This window comes from Streptomyces sp. NPDC058051 (assembly GCF_042885475.1).
Lineage (GTDB): Bacteria > Actinomycetota > Actinomycetes > Streptomycetales > Streptomycetaceae > Streptomyces.
Window position 1 is genome coordinate 56,223 of record NZ_JBHVRW010000015.1, and the last position, 15,407, is coordinate 71,629.

Genomic DNA, 15,407 nt, shown 5'->3' on the forward strand with positions numbered 1-15,407 from the left:
AGCCACGCACCCCGGCCCGTCCCGCTAAACACCCCGGCCTGTCCTGGTAAAGGAGTGGACGCACGGTCGCCGCATCGGACAGCCTGACCCTCATGCCCACCCCGCTGCCGCGTCCGCTCGCCGATACGCCTGTCCGGCGCCTCACCCTGGGTGACCTGGTCGCCTGCGCCGATCTCTGTGAGGACCGCGGGTGGCCACGCGACGAGCACCGATGGGGTCTGCTCCTCACCGCAGGAACCGGGTACGGCATCGACGATCCTGCGGGCAAGGGCCTGCTGGCCACATGTGTGGTGACCTCTTACGGCCCGCGCCTTGCCGCCATCGGCATGCTGCTCGTCGCCGAGCGATACGCGCGACAGGGAGTCGCCCGCCACCTGATGCGCCATGTGATCGACGCGGCCGCAGACACACCTCTCAGCCTGTACGCGACATCCGCGGGACAACCGCTCTACGAGCAGCTCGGCTTCACGGTCGTGGGACGCGTCGAGCGGGTCACCGGGTTCTTCCGGCCGTCCGGAGTCCAAGCATCCGCCGTGACCGTCCGCCCGGCCACGGCGGACGATCTGCAGGCCATGGTCCGGCTGGACTTGGACGTCTTCGGCTCCGACCGGACGCATGTACTTACCCGGCTGCCGGCGTACGCCGACCACATCCGCGTGGCGGAGCGCGACGGAGCACTCGTCGGTTACGCGGCTAGCTGGCCGAGCGACCGTACGCAGGTGATCGGCCCGCTGGTCGCGCCCGACACCACTGCGGCCCGGGCGCTCGTCGCCTCGCTCGCGGGGGCGACGGACCTGCCGTTGCGCGCGGACGTCGACGCGCGCCATGAAGAGTTGCTCACCTGGTTCAAGGAGTGCGGCCTGCGAACCGGCTCCGAAACCACGGCGATGACGCACGGCATCTCGGACCTGCCGGGCGACTGGACCCGTCGCTACGCTCCGCTGACCTTGGCGACGGGCTGAGCCACGCGCGTCGGCTCCACCCCGGCGGGCGGGACGCGCGTCAGACGAGAGCCTTCACAGCGGCCGGCGCGAAGCCGTGGTCCTGTTCAAAGGTTCCTCCGCCGACGCCGATGGCGCCGATGAGCCGGCTCCTTGGTGCTGTGTGCGAGGGACGGTGTGAGGGCCGGCCTGCCTCGGCGCCGGAGCCGGACTCGCCGCATCCGGTGCTGAGGCCTGCCGGGGCTCACCGCTGGGGCGCGGGGGTCGCGACCGGTTCCGGGCGGTGCTGGGCGACCAGCCGGCCCCGGGAAGCCGTGCGACGTTCCACAGCGCTGGAGACGATCGCGAGGACGAGGGCAAAGGCTGCCAGTGCAGCGCCGACCCAGTTGGGAGCGGTGTAGCCGAGCCCGGCAGCGATGACGAGGCCGCCGAGCCACGCCGAAAGCGCGTTGCCGAGGTTGAAGGCACCGATGTTGACGGCGGAGGCGAGGGTCGGAGCGCTGGCTGCCTGGTCGAGCACCCGCTTCTGCAGTGGCGGCACCGTGGCAAATCCCAGGCCCCCGATCAGCACGATGGTGAAGGCCGCTGCGATCTTGTTGTGAGCGGTCAGGGTGAAAAGGGCCAGGACTACGGCGAGGGCGCCCAGCGACACGTACAGCATCGGCATCAGGTGGCGGTCGGCGAACTTGCCGCCGAGCAGGTTGCCGCCCACCATGCCCAGCCCGAAGAGAACCAGGAGCCAGGTGACGGAGGACGCGGAGTACCCAGCGATCTCGGTCATCATCGGGGTGATGTAGGTGATCGCGGCGAAGACTCCGCCGAAGCCCGACACCGTCATCGCCATGGCGAGAAGTACCTGCACATTGCGGAACGCGGCCAGCTCGTGGCGGAGCCGCACCCCCTCGGGCCGGGGTTGCTCGGGGACGAGCGCGGCCACACCGAGAAGGCCGATGAGACCGAGCGCGGCGACGACGAAGAAGGTGGCCCGCCAACCGACGTTCTGCCCGATATAGGTGCCCAGCGGTACGCCGATGACATTGGCGACGGTGAGCCCCGTGAACATGAGGGCGATCGCGCCGGCCTTCTTCTGCGGGGCGACCAGATCGGCCGCCACGACCGACCCGATGCCGAAGAAGGCACCGTGGGCGAGCGAGGCGATCACACGGCCCGCGATCATGACGCCGAAGACCGGTGCCGCGGCGGAGACGATGTTGCCCACGACGAACAGCCCCATCAGCAGCATGAGCATGCGCTTGCGGGTGACGCGAGTACCGAGGAGCGTCATCAGCGGGGCGCCGAGTACGACACCGAGGGCGTAGCCCGTGACGAGGAATCCCGCGGTCGGGATCGAGACCTGGAAGTCCGTGGCGACCTCGGGGAGCAGCCCCATGATCACGAACTCTGTGGTTCCGATCCCGAAAGCCCCCATGGCGAGGGCGAGGAGCGCGAGCGGCATGGGTTTCCCCTTCTCTGATAATTGTGCATGCGTCTTACGAGCGTTCACAATAATTGCAGGCGCCGATTAATTGCAAGCGCGGGCTATTGCAATCGTCGCCTACTCTGGACGCAAGCGGCTCCGACGCGGAGGAGAGACACATGACAGCGACAGACCCCGCACTGACCGCCCTCTCTCAGGGCTGGTGCGCTCTCTCCTTGCTCCACGGAAAGATCGAGGCCCGCATCGAGCGGGCACTGCAGACCGGGCATGGACTGAGCGTGCGGGAGTACTCCCTGCTCGACGTCCTGAGCCGACAACACAACGGTCCCGGTGGCCATCTCCAGATGAAGCAGGTCGCGGACGCTGTCGTACTCAGCCAGAGCGCCACCACGCGCCTGGTCACCCGCCTCGAAGACCGCGGACTGCTGACCCGGTACCTCTGCGACACCGATCGCCGCGGCATCTATACCGATGTCACCGAGGCCGGTCTGGCGCTGCTTGCCGAGGCCCGGCCGACCAATGACACCGCCCTGCGCTCCGCACTCGACCAGGCCGCCAGGAACCCCGAACTGGCCCCGCTCGTCAAGGCAGTCGAGGAACTGAAGGCCCCCGTACCAGCCGCCTGAGCTCCCGTGCCGCCACCGGTCGCATGGCGCCCAGAGCAGGAAACAGAGCGGTTGACGCCTACGGCTTCTCCCGCAGCACCGGTGCGGTGCGTAGTCTGCCGATCATGAGCGATCTCGACATACGCCCGGCGGCCCTCGCCGACCTCCCCGCGATCGTGGCCATGCTCGCCGACGATCCGCTGGGCGCCGAGCGGGAGTCACCGAACGACCTCGCCCCGTACCACGCCGCGTTCCGGCGTCTGGCCGTTGATCCGAACCAGCACCTGGTCGTCGCCGTGCGCGGGGGCCGCACCGTCGGGACGCTGCAGCTGACGGTGATCCCCGGGCTCTCCCGGCGCGGCTCCACCCGCTCGGTCATCGAAGGCGTCCGTATCCACGCCGACGAGCGCGGCAGCGGTCTCGGCAGCCGGCTCATCGAATGGGCCGTTGACGAATCCCGTCGCCGGCACTGCCAGTTGGTCCAGTTGACGTCCGACGCGGCCCGGACCGATGCTCACCGCTTCTACGAGCGACTCGGCTTCACTGCCAGCCACGTGGGCTTCAAGCTCGCACTCTGATCGCCATACGGACAACGGGAGGGGGTGGCCCGATCGGGCCACCCCCTCCCGTTTCACGTGAAACGCGGTGCTCACACTTCGAGTCCTCGCCACCCACCCTCGTCCACACCGCCGGGAACGGCAGCCGCGGGGTCGTACGGCTCACGGGTGAAGACGAACGACCCCAGGTCGAGGTGGTTCACGCTGCCGTCACCGTTCCGGACGACGCGCAACGTCTCCCCCGCGTAATAGCCGTGGAGACCGATCCAGGTGCCGTCGGGCTGTGCGGTGAACCGGGCGCCACGGCCGTTGCCGCGCAGGGGCCGAAGCTCCAGCCCGGCGTCCGAGGTCAGGCGCAGGACATTCGCGTGCGTGCCCCAGTACCAGGGCCCGGTCAGTGCGAGCAGTTCCTCGTCCACCTCGGGCAGCGGGCGCCAGGGCTCCGGGATGCGGGGCTCGGCGTCGGCGACGATCTTCACCAGGTCGGCGGCGACACCACCGACCATCAGTCCCGAGGTGGTGTTGGTCAGAACAACGGCCGCCACGTCGTCCTCGACGCTGATCCAGAGCGCGGCCAGGAAGCCCGGCAGCGAGCCTGTGTGCCCGAGGAGCGTGCGGCCCTCTTTCCGTCCGATCTGAAGCCCCAGACCGTAGGCGGACTCCCAGTCACCGGACTCGGCCGGCGCGGACGGTTCGCGCATCTGCTTCACGGAGGCGGCACAGAGCACCCGGTCGTCCCCCTGGACGAGAAAGGCCGCGAAGCGGAGGAGGTCGTCCGTGGTGGACCAGAGCTGGCCGGCCGGAGCCATCAGCCCGAGATCCTCGGCCGGCTCGGGCAGCATGACGTCCGCCCAGGGATGCACGGCCCAGCCGCCGGCGTGCGGCGCCTGCGGCCGGACGCTCGTACGGTGCATCCCCAGCGGTTCCAGGATCTCGTGTTGAAGCACCTCCGACCAGCTCGTTCCTCGTACCTTCTCGATCAGCGAGCCCAGCACGGTGTAGCCGGGGTTCGAGTAATGGTGTCGGCGGCCGGGGGCATGCATCCGTCTGTTCTCACCGAGTACGTCGGGAAGCTCGGGACGCAGCGTTCCTGGGGTCCGCTCCCACCAGGGTGCAGGTGCCTCGGCACTCAGCCCCGCGCTGTGTCCCAGGAGTTGACGGACGGTGACTCCATCGACGCCCGTGCCGGGCAGATGCTTCTCCAGCGGGTCGTCGAGGTCCAGAAGTCCCTCGTCGTGCAACCGCAGGACCAGCACCGCCGTGAAGGTCTTGGTGAGAGAGCCGATCCTGAACTGGGTGTCGGCGTCGGGCGCGTGGCCGTCCACACAGCTGCGGGAGCCATTCCAGACGACCTTCCCCTGCCTCTGTACTGCGGCGACGAGCCCGGGAGCCCGGCCCTCCGACTGCGCGGTGGCGATGCGGTGCAGCAGAGCGCGCTGTGTACCGGGGAGCAGCTGTTCAGATGCAGAGGTCATGCACAACAACTACCCGCAGAGACCGAGCTGTGGCGAGCGCATTTCGTCATCCCAACGCGTCAGCGCCGACCTGGCGCTATGGCCGGTCCGGGCCTTCGGCCGCGCGTCACCTTGAGATGCGGGCTTCGACGCCGTCGAGCAGGAAGTCGAGGCCGATCCGGAAGGTGTGGTCGGCGTCCAGGTGGGCTGCATCTCGCACCACCGTGGCCAGCGCGGGGAATCGGCCAGTGGCGAAGGTTCGCACCAGATAGGGCCCGAGTGAGGCCTGCCAACGCTTCTCGTCCATCCCGGTGGCCCGCTCAGCACGCCGCTCGGCGATCTCCCGACGCACCGCGCCGATCACATACGCGTTGACTGCGGCGACCACCGGCATGATGGCGTCCACGTCGACGTCGTCCAGCGCGGCCACCACGGTCTCCCCACTGGCCAGCGCGTGCGGTCCGAGCTGGGGTCGGCCACCCAGGAGATCGGCGAGCCATTCGTGCGCGTGAACGGCGTGCCGAGTGGCGTCGGCCAGAGACCGGAGCACCTCCCGCCAGCCGTCTCCGACTGGCCGGATCTCGGCGTGAGCGGCGTCGACCATCAGGTCGAGCAGCTCCTCCTTGCCGGCGATGTAGCCGTACAGCCGCATCGGACGAACGTCCAGCGCGGTGGCGACCTTGCGCAACGACACCGCATCCAGGCCGTCCGCGTCGGCCAGCTGGATCGCCGCTCGCACGATCCGTTCCCGACTCAACGGGGCCGGCACGGGTCGATTCGATGGCTCCGGCCTCTCCCACACCAACATGCCGCTAACAATACATCGCATCGAGCGATACAGTGTATCGGTCAGTACGGCGTATCGAGGAGAGGCAACCGTGACCATCGCCATTGTCGGAGCCGGCTTGGGCGGCTTGGCCCTTGCCCGAGTGCTGCACGTGAACGGCATCGACGCCGTCGTCTATGAACGTGAACCGTCACGCGGTGCGCGCGGTCAGGGCGGCATGCTCGACATCCACTCGGGTCAGCGGGCGCTGCGCGAGGCCGGTCTGATCGACCGGTTCTACGCGATTGCCCGTGGTGAAGGCCAGGACATGTGTCTTCTCGAACCGGATGGCACTCTGCTGTTCCAGGAGGACACGCCTGACGACGCCCCGCTTGAGCGACCCGAGGTCGACCGCGCCGATCTGCGCAACCTGCTGCTGGATTCCCTCCCCGAAGACGTGGTGCGCTGGGGACACGCGTTCACATCCGCCGACGACGCCCTGCTGCACTTCGCCGACGGCAGCAGTGCCCCGTATGACCTGCTGGTCGGCGCGGACGGCGCGCAGTCCCGGGTGCGCGCACTGCTCACCGACGCCCGACCGACGCATATCGGCCAGAACATCGTCGAGGTCGGCATTCCCGACATCGACCGCACGCACCCCGACCTCGCGGCGATGGTCGGGCGCGGCAACTACTGGGTGCTCGGCAACGGACTGTCCCTGGCGGCGCAGCGCAACGGCGACGGCCGCGTTCGCATCGGCCTGAGCTTCTACAACACCACCGAGGACTGGTTCGCCACCAGCGGGATCCCGTTCGACGACCCGGCCGCCGCCAGGGCGCGGCTGATCGACCTGCTCCCCGGCTGGGACTCACGGTTCACCGCACTGATCGCGGCCTGCGACGACACGATCGTGCCGCGGTCGATCACCACTCTCCCGGTCGGCCTGACCTGGCCGTCGACGCCAGGCGTCACGCTGCTCGGCGATGCCGCGCATCTGATGCCGCCGGTGGGAGAGGGCGCCAACATGGCGCTGCTCGACGGCGCCCTGCTCGGTCGCGCGCTGGCCGTGCACCCGGACGACTTTCCCGCCGCCGTCAAAGAGTACGAACGCGAGATGTTCGAACGCACCAGCGCTGCCGCCCGGATGTCCGCGGACATGCAGGAATTGCTGACGTCTCCGGACGCCGCCCAGAAAATGCTCGCGTTCTTCCAACCTGGCTGAAGGTGACCACATACGACCAGGAAGCCGGTCGTCCAGCCAGCGCGATCATGACCTCCAGCGCGGTCTCCACCCACCGGCCATCACCCCTCCGGCTGCGGCGCAGCGTTTCACGAATCCGGTCAGTTTCATGGCCGTACCGCGCTCGGCTCGTTCGAAGAGGGGCAGGGCGAGGTCCGCTTCGAGGCGGTTGATCCGGACCACCAGGGTGGACTGGTGGATGCCGAGGTCTCAGATTCTTGGATCCGACATCGCCCGTGAGATTCCCACACGAAATCTGAGACGCTGCACAGCTGTAGGGTCTCGCCGCTCGTGACATGTCGATCGTGCGTGACCTGGGCGTTCTTGGCTGTCTCACGGCCTTGTCACCCGTGATCAGTCTCAAATCCGTGGCATTTCCTCGCGAGGGCGAGGTCGAGATCAGGCGGCTTGCCCGTGTCGGCCGAGTACACCACGCTGAGCCCCGAGCACGAGGACTACCGGCGAGCCCAGAGCGCGCACCGATGAGTTTCCCGCGCCGCGCTGGTCTATACGCCGGACACCCACGGACGGAAGGCTGGGCCATGCGGAAACTGATCTGCGGCATGAACCTGACCCTGGACGGCTACATCGCCGCGGCCGGCGACGACATCGGCTGGAGCGGACCGCCGAGCCACGAACTGTTCCAGTGGTGGCTCGACCACGAGCAGGCGAGTGGCCTGTCGCTGTATGGGCGCAAGCTGTGGGAGACGATGAGCTCCTACTGGCCGACCGGCGACCAGCAGCCGGGCGCCACCCCGGCGGAGATCGAGTTCGCGCGGAACTGGCGGGACACGCCGAAGGTGGTGTTCTCCTCGACGATCGACAAGGTCGACTGGAACACCCGCCTGGTCACCGGCGACGCGATCGCCGAGATCACCCGGCTCAAGGCCGAGGACGGCGGCCCGATGAACATCGGCGGCGCAACGCTCGCCGGGGCGGCCATGCGCGCCGGGCTGATCGACGAGTACGCGATCGCCGCCCATCCGGTCCTGGTGGGCGGCGGAACGCCGTTCTTCACCACGCTGGACAGCTGGGTGAACCTGAACCTGGTGGAGACGCGGACGTTTCCCGGCGGCGTGGTCCTGACCAGGTACGAGACGAGGCGCTGAGCAGCTTCCCGCTGTCTCACGGCTTGGATGGGTGTTTCCTCTCACCGTCGCGGCGATCTCCCCCACCGCACACCCTCAAGCCCACGAGCGATGCCCCGTGAGCCCACGGTGTCAGCGGGCTTCCACCAGGGCACCAGCATCAGAGCCCAATCACCCCTACGAGTGGGCGGCTTGACCTGCCAGTCTCAGATTCGTGTCAGATAAGCCATCGCTTGGCCATCGCTCGTGAGATTCGGCCACGAAATCTGAGACCTGACAGGGGTCACTCAGGTCTGCGCCATGTCCACGAAGCGCGAGTAGTGGCCCTGGAAGGCGACGGTGATCGTCGCCGTCGGGCCGTTACGGTGCTTGGCGACGATCAGGTCGGCCTCGCCGGCCCGGGGTGACTCCTTCTCGTACGCGTCCTCGCGGTGCAGCAGGATCACCATGTCGGCGTCCTGCTCGATGGAACCTGATTCACGCAGGTCGGAGACCATCGGCTTCTTGTCCGTGCGCTGCTCGGGGCCACGGTTCAGCTGGGAGAGCGCGATGACCGGCAGCTGCAACTCCTTCGCCAGCAGCTTGAGGTTTCGCGACATGTCGGAGACCTCCTGCTGGCGGCTCTCGGCACGCTTCGAGCCTCCGGACTGCATCAGCTGGAGGTAGTCGATGACCACGAGCTTGAGGTCGTTGCGCTGCTTGAGACGACGGCACTTCGCCCGGATCTCCATCATGGAGAGGTTCGGGGAGTCGTCGATGTAGAGGGGCGCGGCCGAGACATCCGGCATCCGGCGCGCCAGCCGCGTCCAGTCCTCGTCGGTCATGGTGCCGGAACGCATGTGGTGCAGCGCCACCCGCGCCTCGGCCGAGAGCAGTCGCATCGCGATCTCGTTGCGCCCCATTTCGAGGGAGAAGATCACGCTGGGCATGTTGCTCTTGATGGAGCAGGCACGGGCGAAGTCCAGCGCCAGTGTGGACTTACCCATGGCCGGACGCGCTGCGATGACGACCATCTGGCCCGGGTGCAGCCCGTTCGTCAGGGCGTCGAGGTCGGTGAAACCGGTCGGCACCCCGGTCATCTCACCGCTGCGCGAACCGATCGCCTCGATCTCGTCGAGTGCGCCTTCCATGATGTCGCCGAGCGGCAGGTAGTCCTCGCTGGTGCGCTGCTCGGTGACGGCATAGATCTCGGCCTGCGCGGAGTTCACGATGTCGTCGACATCTCCGTCGGCCGCGTATCCCATCTGCGTGATCTTCGTGCCGGCTTCGACGAGCCGCCTGAGGACCGCCCGTTCGTGGACGATCTCCGCGTAGTACGAAGCGTTGGCCGCAGTAGGCACCGACTGGACGAGGGTGTGCAGATACGGCGCTCCGCCCACCTTGGTGATCTCGCCGCGCTTGACCAGCTCGGCCGCCACCGTGATCGGGTCGGCCGGTTCGCCCTTGGCATAGAGGTCGAGGATCGCCTGATAGACGGTCTCGTGGGCGGGGCGATAGAAGTCGTGCCCCTTGATGATCTCCACGACGTCGGCGATGGCGTCCTTGGACAGGAGCATGCCGCCCAGGACCGACTGCTCCGCGTCGAGGTCCTGGGGCGGCACCCGTTCGAAACCGGGGGCGCCGCTCTCCCATCCGCCGCTCTCCCTGCCGCGTTCGTGCTGCTCGCCGCGGTCCCGGCCTTCACTGCGTCGCTGACGGGTCACAGGCAGACGGTCACTGGGACCGGTGTCGGCCCAGGGGTCGTCCAAAGGCTCGGGAATGCTCACCCGGCCACCTCCTCCCGTCCGCTCCGCGGACCTCGCCATGCCACTCTTTCTTACGGCACAGCACCGACAAACAAGACGCCCGACTCCGGTTCTCGCGGATCACGTGCCGCGGGTTCCAGAGCCGGAAAAGGGTGCGGGCGCCGGACCACGTTAGGCCGCTCAGCACCGTCAGCCAATCTGGTTATCCACAGGGCATGTGGACGACGGACCAGATGCTGTGGAGAACCCTGCAGAACCTGTGCACGAAGCGGGGGACAGCACTGTGGACAAACTCATAGCGCCCTCATCATCACCACTCTGACCTGGACTTTCTCCATCCACGGGCTGTGGGGGAGAAAAACTTTCCGAGTCAGCACAAGATCACGACAAACAGCACACGAGAGAACGCCGGGCCAGAGAGGATGTAAGGGACTAAGAAGGATTGCATCTATTACCTGTGGAAGATTAGATTGACCCCCATGACCCAGGCCCCGGCGCCCTCGCCGCCTCGTCGTCGACAGCACGACCGCGAGATCATCTCGCTCGCCGTTCCTGCCTTCGGCGCTCTCGTCGCCGAGCCGCTCTTCGTGATGGTCGACAGCGCCATCGTCGGCCACCTCGGCACATCACAGCTGGCCGGCCTGGCCGTCGCCGCAGCCCTGCTGACCACCGCCGTCAGCGTCTTCGTCTTTCTCGCCTACGCCACCACCGCGGCAGTGGCGCGGCGGGTCGGAGCGGGCGATCGGGCCTCGGCGATCCGGCAGGGCATGGACGGCATCTGGCTGGCTCTCCTGCTCGGCATCCTTGTCATCGCTGTCACGCTCCCCACAGCACCCTGGCTCGTGGACGCCTTCGGTGCCTCCGAAACCGCAGCCCCTTACGCCACCACGTATCTGAGGATCTCCAGCCTCGGCATCCCGGCCATGCTCGTGGTGATGGCCGCAACCGGCGTACTCCGCGGTCTGCAGGACACCCGAACCCCCCTCTACGTCGCCATCGGAGGCTTCGCTGCCAACGGAGTCCTCAACGCGGGACTCGTCTATGGGGCCGGGCTCGGCATCGCCGGATCGGCCTGGGGGACGGTGATCGCACAGTTCGCCATGGCTGCCGCCTACCTGATCGTGGTGGTGCGGGGAGCGCGCCGACACGGTGCCTCGCTTCGGCCCGATGCCGCAGGCATCAAGGCCAGCGCCCAGGCAGGCGTGCCTCTACTGATCCGCACCCTGTCCCTCCGTGCCGTGCTGATGATCGCCACCGCCGTCGCCGCCCGACTCGGCGACACCGAGATTGCCGCGCACCAGATCATCCTCTCCCTCTGGAGCCTGATGGCCTTCGCCCTCGACGCCATCGCCATCGCGGGACAGGCCATCATCGGCCGCTACCTGGGAGCCGAGGACACCAAGGGCGCACGCGAGGCGTGCGGACGCATGGTCCAGTGGGGCATCGCTTCCGGCGTGGTGTTCGGAGCCCTGGTCGTCCTTGCCCGGCCGCTGTTCGTGCCCCTGTTCACCAGCGACCAGTCCGTCCAGGACACGCTGTTCCCGGCGTTGCTGGTGGTGGCGCTGTCACAGCCGATAGCCGGCGTGGTCTTCGTCCTGGACGGTGTGCTGATGGGTGCCGGAGACGGTCGGTATCTGGCCTGGGCCATGCTCCTCACACTGGCCGTCTTCGCCCCGGCCGCCCTGCTGCTGCCGACACTCGGCGGCGGTCTGACTGCGCTGTGGTGGGCGATGGCCCTGATGATGACCGTCCGCATGCTGACGCTCTGGCTGCGCACCCGATCGGGCAGGTGGATGGTCACCGGAGCCACCCGCTGAACCACCCCGGCGCCCGTTTCACGTGAAACAGGCAAGGGCCGCACCCCCACGGGATGCGACCCTTGCCTGCTCTGACGAGCGATGCCCTTAGGCAGCGATGACCTCGACGCCGAGCTGTGCAGCGACCTCGGGGTGCAGACGCACGGACACCTGGTGTCCACCGAGCGTCTTGATCGGCGAGCCGAGCTCGACGCGACGCTTGTCGACGTCGGGGCCACCGGCCGCCTTGATCGCCGAGGCGATGTCGGCCGGAGTCACGGAGCCGAAGAGACGGCCGGCGTCGCCGGAGCGAACGGCCAGACGGACCTTCACGGCCTCAAGCTTGGCCTTGATCTCGTTGGCCTGCTCGATCGTGGCGATCTCGTGGATCTTGCGGGCGCGGCGGATCTGCGCCACGTCCTTCTCGCCACCCTTGGTCCAGCGGATGGCGAAGCCACGCGGAACCAGGTAGTTACGGGCGTACCCGTCCTTGACGTCGACGACGTCGCCCGCAGCACCGAGGCCAGAGACCTCGTGGGTCAGGATGATCTTCATGATTCGGTCACCCTTCCCTTATCGCGCGGTGGACGTGTAGGGCAGCAGCGCCATCTCACGGCTGTTCTTCACTGCCGTGGCGACGTCACGCTGGTGCTGCGTGCAGTTGCCGGTCACGCGGCGGGCACGGATCTTGCCGCGGTCGGAAATGAACTTCCGCAGCATGTTCGTGTCCTTGTAGTCCACGTACTGGGTCTTGTCCTTGCAGAATGCGCAGACCTTCTTCTTAGGCTTGCGCACAGGCGGCTTCGCCATGATGTTTCTCCTGTGTGATCAAGAAGTGGGGGTACGAGCTGCCCTAGAAGGGAGGCTCGTCCGAGTAGCCGCCGCCGGAACCGCCGGAGCTGCCGCCCCAGCCACCTCCGCCGCCTCCGCCGCCCTGCTGGCCGCCGGACGGTGCGCTCGTGGCCCACGGGTCGTCGGCGGGAGCGCCGCCACCACCCTGCTGGCCACCGCCACCGCCACTGCCACCGGGACCGCCGCCCCAGTTGCCGCCGCCCTGCTGGCCGCCGCCGTATCCACCCTGGCCGCCCTGACCGCCGCGACCGGTGGTCTTGGTGACCTTGGCCGTGGCGTTCTTGAGGCTGGGGCCGACTTCCTCGACGTCCAGCTCGTAGACCGTGCGCTTGACGCCCTCGCGGTCTTCGTACGACCGCTGCTTCAGCCGGCCCTGCACGACGACGCGCATGCCTCGCTGGAGCGACTCGGCGACGTTCTCCGCCGCCTGACGCCAGACCGAGCAGGTGAGGAACAGGCCTTCGCCGTCCTTCCACTCGTTGGTCTGCCGGTCAAAGATGCGGGGAGTGGACGCGACACGGAACTTCGCGACCGCCGCACCGGACGGGGTGAAGCGCAGCTCGGGGTCGTCGACGAGATTGCCGACGACCGTGATGACGGTCTCGCCTGCCATGGGTGAACCTCTCGGCGGGGATTGCTTCTGGCTGCTTGCTGCTACTCGAACCCGATGACCACTGAGCTAGACGCTCAGTGGATCTCGGGACGGAGGACCTTGGTCCGGAGGACCGACTCGTTCAGGTTCATCTGGCGGTCGAGCTCCTTGACGACCGCAGGCTCGGCCTGCAGGTCGATGACCGAGTAGATGCCCTCGGGCTTCTTCTTGATCTCGTAAGCGAGACGACGACGGCCCCAGGTGTCGACCTTCTCCACCTTTCCATCGCCCTCACGGACGACGGAGAGGAAGTTCTCGATCAGCGGGGAGACAGCGCGCTCCTCGAGATCGGGGTCGAGGATGACCATCACCTCGTAGTGACGCATGTGGAACCCACCTCCTTTGGACTCAGCGGCCACGGTCGTTCCGTGGCAGGAGGGTCGTGATGCGTGAGCAACAGTGTCTCCGAGTAGAACAGTCGTCACTGACAACGCCCTGTCGGGCGATGACTGACGGGCTGGCCTGGGCAGACACCGGTGCAGACGTTACAGACTACCCGCACACCGGCTCCCGGTTGAAATCCGGTGCTCAGGAGACGCAGTCTGTAGACATCGGGTGTGAGCGGCGCCACGATGCGCCGCCTTTCGGCCAGGAGGTACTCCATGGCACAGGCAATTCGACCCCGTCCTCCCGTCTCCCTTCTCGCCACGGACGGCAAGACCCATCCACTCCAGCAGGCCCTGGTGGCGGTGACGCTGGTTCTCGGCGCACTCGCCTTCGTGACGGCGATGTTCCACAGCCTGCATCTGATCAGTTCGTGGGCCGGACTCATCGGGATCCTCACGGCCGCTTACGGGCAGTACGTCTCGGTGACCACGCGCGAAAGGTTCCCGCTGATCATCGGCATGGGCGCCTGCGCCATCGGATTCTTCCTGGGCATGGCCCACGGCGGCCTCTTCGGCGGCGTGGTGGGCTGATTCGAGACAGTCCCGACAGGACCTCAACCAGACACGACGGCTCGGTGCCGGATCCCTGTACAGGGATCCGGCACCGCTGCCCGTACGAGCACGGCACCGCCCGGGTTCCGCAGGGACGGACCGGCAGGTTCCATACGGCCAGACGGCGCGCCCCCCGGTCACAGTAGGCTTCGGCGCGAGAGCCGGAGCCCCTGACCGATGGGGACACACCTGCCGAGGAGCGCCCCGCATGAGCCTGACCCTGAGGACCATCAGCCGAGAGCAGCATCTGGCGTACCTCCAGAATCTGCCCGCGGCGAGTCACATGCAGGTCCCGGCGTGGGCGGACGTGAAGGCCGAGTGGCGCTCGGAGAGCCTGGGCTGGTTCGACAAGACCGGACAGCTCGTCGGCGTCGGCCTGGTGCTCTACCGGCAGTTGCCCAAGATCAAGCGCTATCTCGCCTATCTTCCCGAGGGCCCGGTCATCAACTGGTACGCCCCGAATCTGCAGGACTGGCTGCAGCCGATGCTGGCGCATCTGAAGCAGCAGGGCGCCTTCTCCGTGAAGATGGGCCCGCCAGTCGTCATCCGCCGCTGGGACGCGGCCGCCATCAAGTCCGGCATCCAGGACCAGGACGTGAAGCGCCTGCGCGACGTCGAGGCCACGCACATCGAGCCGCGTGCCTTCGAAGTCGCCGACCGGCTGCGGAAGATGGGCTGGCAGCAGGGCGAGGACGGCGGGGCCGGATTCGGGGACGTGCAGCCCCGCTACGTCTTCCAGGTGCCGCTGGCGAACCGGTCTCTCGAAGATGTCCACAAGGGCTTCAACCAGCTGTGGCGACGCAATATCAAGAAGGCCGAGAAGGCCGGCGTCGAGGTCGTCCAGGGCGGTTACGGGGACCTCGCCGAGTGGCAGCGTCTTTACGAGATAACGGCGGAGCGCGACCGGTTCCGTCCGCGTCCGCTGGGCTACTTCCAGCGCATGTGGACGGCCCTCAACAATGAGGACCCCAACCGGATGCGGCTGTACTTCGCCCGGCACGAGGGCGAGAACGTCGCGGCGGCGACCATGCTGATCGTCGGCGGGCACGTCTGGTACTCGTACGGCGCGTCCGCCAACCACAAGCGCGAGGTCCGGCCCTCGAACGCGATGCAGTGGCGGATGCTGCGCGACGCTTACGCCATGGGCGCCACCGTCTACGACCTGCGCGGGATCTCCGACTCACTGGACGAGACCGACCATCTCTTCGGCCTGATCCAGTTCAAGGTGGGCACCGGCGGGCAGGCGGCCGAGTATCTCGGCGAGTGGGATTTCCCGCTCAACAAGCTGCTGCACAAGGCGCTCGACATCTATATGTCGCGTCGCTGATACGCGTC

General features: G+C 67.6%; 17 protein-coding genes. 8 read left to right on the plus strand and 9 right to left on the minus strand.

The genetic code is table 11. From position 1 onward, the window contains the following. Positions 1-92: 92 nt before the first annotated feature. On the plus strand, positions 93-962 hold the full coding sequence (locus ACFVUT_RS23160; RefSeq protein ID WP_389650732.1) for a GNAT family N-acetyltransferase: 870 nt from the start codon (positions 93-95) through the stop codon (positions 960-962). A gap of 223 nt (positions 963-1,185) precedes the next feature. Here the strand turns inward: ACFVUT_RS23160 and ACFVUT_RS23165 are convergent, their stop codons facing one another. Further along, a complete protein-coding gene (locus ACFVUT_RS23165; RefSeq protein ID WP_389650728.1) occupies positions 1,186-2,397 on the minus strand; it encodes an MFS transporter in 1,212 nt (403 codons plus the stop codon). 140 nt (positions 2,398-2,537) lie between these two features. On the opposite strand from ACFVUT_RS23165, the gene ACFVUT_RS23170 reads away from it, so the two are divergent. Together ACFVUT_RS23170 and ACFVUT_RS23175 are read left to right on the plus strand one after the other, a co-directional pair. Then, positions 2,538-3,005 (plus strand): MarR family winged helix-turn-helix transcriptional regulator, encoded by a 468-nt coding sequence (locus ACFVUT_RS23170; RefSeq protein ID WP_389650726.1) that lies wholly within the window; start codon positions 2,538-2,540, stop codon positions 3,003-3,005. Positions 3,006-3,109: 104 nt separating this feature from the next. Continuing rightward, positions 3,110-3,562, plus strand: a complete 453-nt coding sequence (locus ACFVUT_RS23175) for a GNAT family N-acetyltransferase (RefSeq protein WP_389650724.1) — start codon at positions 3,110-3,112, stop codon at positions 3,560-3,562. A 71-nt stretch (positions 3,563-3,633) separates the two neighbouring features. On the opposite strand, the gene ACFVUT_RS23180 is transcribed toward ACFVUT_RS23175, so the two are convergent. Both ACFVUT_RS23180 and ACFVUT_RS23185 read right to left on the minus strand, forming a co-directional pair. Then, entirely contained in the window at positions 3,634-5,016 is a 1,383-nt protein-coding gene (locus tag ACFVUT_RS23180) for a serine hydrolase domain-containing protein (protein WP_389650721.1), read from the minus strand. 106 nt (positions 5,017-5,122) lie between these two features. Continuing rightward, the gene (locus tag ACFVUT_RS23185; RefSeq protein WP_389651047.1) at positions 5,123-5,803 is read right to left on the minus strand and encodes a TetR/AcrR family transcriptional regulator; all 681 of its coding nucleotides are present in this window, start codon (positions 5,801-5,803) and stop codon (positions 5,123-5,125) included. 70 nt (positions 5,804-5,873) lie between these two features. On the opposite strand from ACFVUT_RS23185, the gene ACFVUT_RS23190 reads away from it, so the two are divergent. Further along, positions 5,874-6,983 (plus strand): FAD-dependent oxidoreductase, encoded by a 1,110-nt coding sequence (locus tag ACFVUT_RS23190; protein WP_389650718.1) that lies wholly within the window; start codon positions 5,874-5,876, stop codon positions 6,981-6,983. A 45-nt stretch (positions 6,984-7,028) separates the two neighbouring features. Here ACFVUT_RS23190 and ACFVUT_RS23195 read toward each other — a convergent pair whose 3' ends face one another. Next, on the minus strand, positions 7,029-7,202 hold the full coding sequence (locus tag ACFVUT_RS23195) for a LysR family transcriptional regulator (RefSeq protein WP_389651044.1): 174 nt from the start codon (positions 7,200-7,202) through the stop codon (positions 7,029-7,031). Between the two features lie 341 nt (positions 7,203-7,543). Between ACFVUT_RS23195 and ACFVUT_RS23200 the strand changes: the two genes are divergently transcribed. Next, positions 7,544-8,110, plus strand: a complete 567-nt coding sequence (locus ACFVUT_RS23200) for a dihydrofolate reductase family protein (RefSeq protein ID WP_389650715.1) — start codon at positions 7,544-7,546, stop codon at positions 8,108-8,110. Between the two features lie 266 nt (positions 8,111-8,376). Here ACFVUT_RS23200 and dnaB read toward each other — a convergent pair whose 3' ends face one another. After that, positions 8,377-9,837, minus strand: a complete 1,461-nt coding sequence (gene dnaB, locus ACFVUT_RS23205) for a replicative DNA helicase (RefSeq protein WP_389651041.1) — start codon at positions 9,835-9,837, stop codon at positions 8,377-8,379. 476 nt (positions 9,838-10,313) lie between these two features. Between dnaB and ACFVUT_RS23210 the strand changes: the two genes are divergently transcribed. Beyond that, positions 10,314-11,651 (plus strand): MATE family efflux transporter, encoded by a 1,338-nt coding sequence (locus tag ACFVUT_RS23210; protein WP_389650712.1) that lies wholly within the window; start codon positions 10,314-10,316, stop codon positions 11,649-11,651. Between the two features lie 87 nt (positions 11,652-11,738). Here the strand turns inward: ACFVUT_RS23210 and rplI are convergent, their stop codons facing one another. The 4 genes from rplI to rpsF all read right to left on the minus strand — a co-directional run bounded on the left by rplI (position 11,739) and on the right by rpsF (position 13,460). After that, the gene (rplI, locus tag ACFVUT_RS23215) at positions 11,739-12,185 is read right to left on the minus strand and encodes a 50S ribosomal protein L9 (protein WP_389650709.1); all 447 of its coding nucleotides are present in this window, start codon (positions 12,183-12,185) and stop codon (positions 11,739-11,741) included. An 18-nt stretch (positions 12,186-12,203) separates the two neighbouring features. Next, positions 12,204-12,440, minus strand: coding sequence for a 30S ribosomal protein S18 (rpsR, locus tag ACFVUT_RS23220; RefSeq protein WP_003967857.1), 237 nt, complete (start codon positions 12,438-12,440; stop codon positions 12,204-12,206). Positions 12,441-12,483: 43 nt separating this feature from the next. Next, positions 12,484-13,095, minus strand: a complete 612-nt coding sequence (locus ACFVUT_RS23225; protein ID WP_389650707.1) for a single-stranded DNA-binding protein — start codon at positions 13,093-13,095, stop codon at positions 12,484-12,486. A 74-nt stretch (positions 13,096-13,169) separates the two neighbouring features. Next, positions 13,170-13,460, minus strand: a complete 291-nt coding sequence (gene rpsF / locus ACFVUT_RS23230; protein WP_018957345.1) for a 30S ribosomal protein S6 — start codon at positions 13,458-13,460, stop codon at positions 13,170-13,172. 276 nt (positions 13,461-13,736) lie between these two features. On the opposite strand from rpsF, the gene ACFVUT_RS23235 reads away from it, so the two are divergent. Then, on the plus strand, positions 13,737-14,051 hold the full coding sequence (locus tag ACFVUT_RS23235; protein WP_389650704.1) for a hypothetical protein: 315 nt from the start codon (positions 13,737-13,739) through the stop codon (positions 14,049-14,051). A gap of 229 nt (positions 14,052-14,280) precedes the next feature. Then, the gene (locus ACFVUT_RS23240) at positions 14,281-15,399 is read left to right on the plus strand and encodes a lipid II:glycine glycyltransferase FemX (RefSeq protein ID WP_389650701.1); all 1,119 of its coding nucleotides are present in this window, start codon (positions 14,281-14,283) and stop codon (positions 15,397-15,399) included. Positions 15,400-15,407 lie beyond the last annotated feature (8 nt).

Excerpts from the sequence above, each read along its gene's own strand:
- ACFVUT_RS23165 (WP_389650728.1), bottom strand. The coding sequence starts at position 2,397 with ATGCCGCTCGCGCTCCTCGCCCTCGCCATGGGGGCTTTCGGGATCGGA.
- ACFVUT_RS23210 (WP_389650712.1), top strand. The coding sequence starts at position 10,314 with ATGACCCAGGCCCCGGCGCCCTCGCCGCCTCGTCGTCGACAGCACGAC.
- ACFVUT_RS23175 (WP_389650724.1), top strand. The coding sequence starts at position 3,110 with ATGAGCGATCTCGACATACGCCCGGCGGCCCTCGCCGACCTCCCCGCG.
- rpsR (WP_003967857.1), bottom strand. The coding sequence starts at position 12,440 with ATGGCGAAGCCGCCTGTGCGCAAGCCTAAGAAGAAGGTCTGCGCATTC.
- rplI (WP_389650709.1), bottom strand. The coding sequence starts at position 12,185 with ATGAAGATCATCCTGACCCACGAGGTCTCTGGCCTCGGTGCTGCGGGC.
- ACFVUT_RS23225 (WP_389650707.1), bottom strand. The coding sequence starts at position 13,095 with ATGGCAGGCGAGACCGTCATCACGGTCGTCGGCAATCTCGTCGACGAC.
- ACFVUT_RS23180 (WP_389650721.1), bottom strand. The coding sequence starts at position 5,016 with ATGACCTCTGCATCTGAACAGCTGCTCCCCGGTACACAGCGCGCTCTG.
- ACFVUT_RS23160 (WP_389650732.1), top strand. The coding sequence starts at position 93 with ATGCCCACCCCGCTGCCGCGTCCGCTCGCCGATACGCCTGTCCGGCGC.
- ACFVUT_RS23240 (WP_389650701.1), top strand. The coding sequence starts at position 14,281 with ATGAGCCTGACCCTGAGGACCATCAGCCGAGAGCAGCATCTGGCGTAC.
- ACFVUT_RS23200 (WP_389650715.1), top strand. The coding sequence starts at position 7,544 with ATGCGGAAACTGATCTGCGGCATGAACCTGACCCTGGACGGCTACATC.
- rpsF (WP_018957345.1), bottom strand. The coding sequence starts at position 13,460 with ATGCGTCACTACGAGGTGATGGTCATCCTCGACCCCGATCTCGAGGAG.
- ACFVUT_RS23170 (WP_389650726.1), top strand. The coding sequence starts at position 2,538 with ATGACAGCGACAGACCCCGCACTGACCGCCCTCTCTCAGGGCTGGTGC.
- ACFVUT_RS23185 (WP_389651047.1), bottom strand. The coding sequence starts at position 5,803 with ATGTTGGTGTGGGAGAGGCCGGAGCCATCGAATCGACCCGTGCCGGCC.
- ACFVUT_RS23235 (WP_389650704.1), top strand. The coding sequence starts at position 13,737 with ATGGCACAGGCAATTCGACCCCGTCCTCCCGTCTCCCTTCTCGCCACG.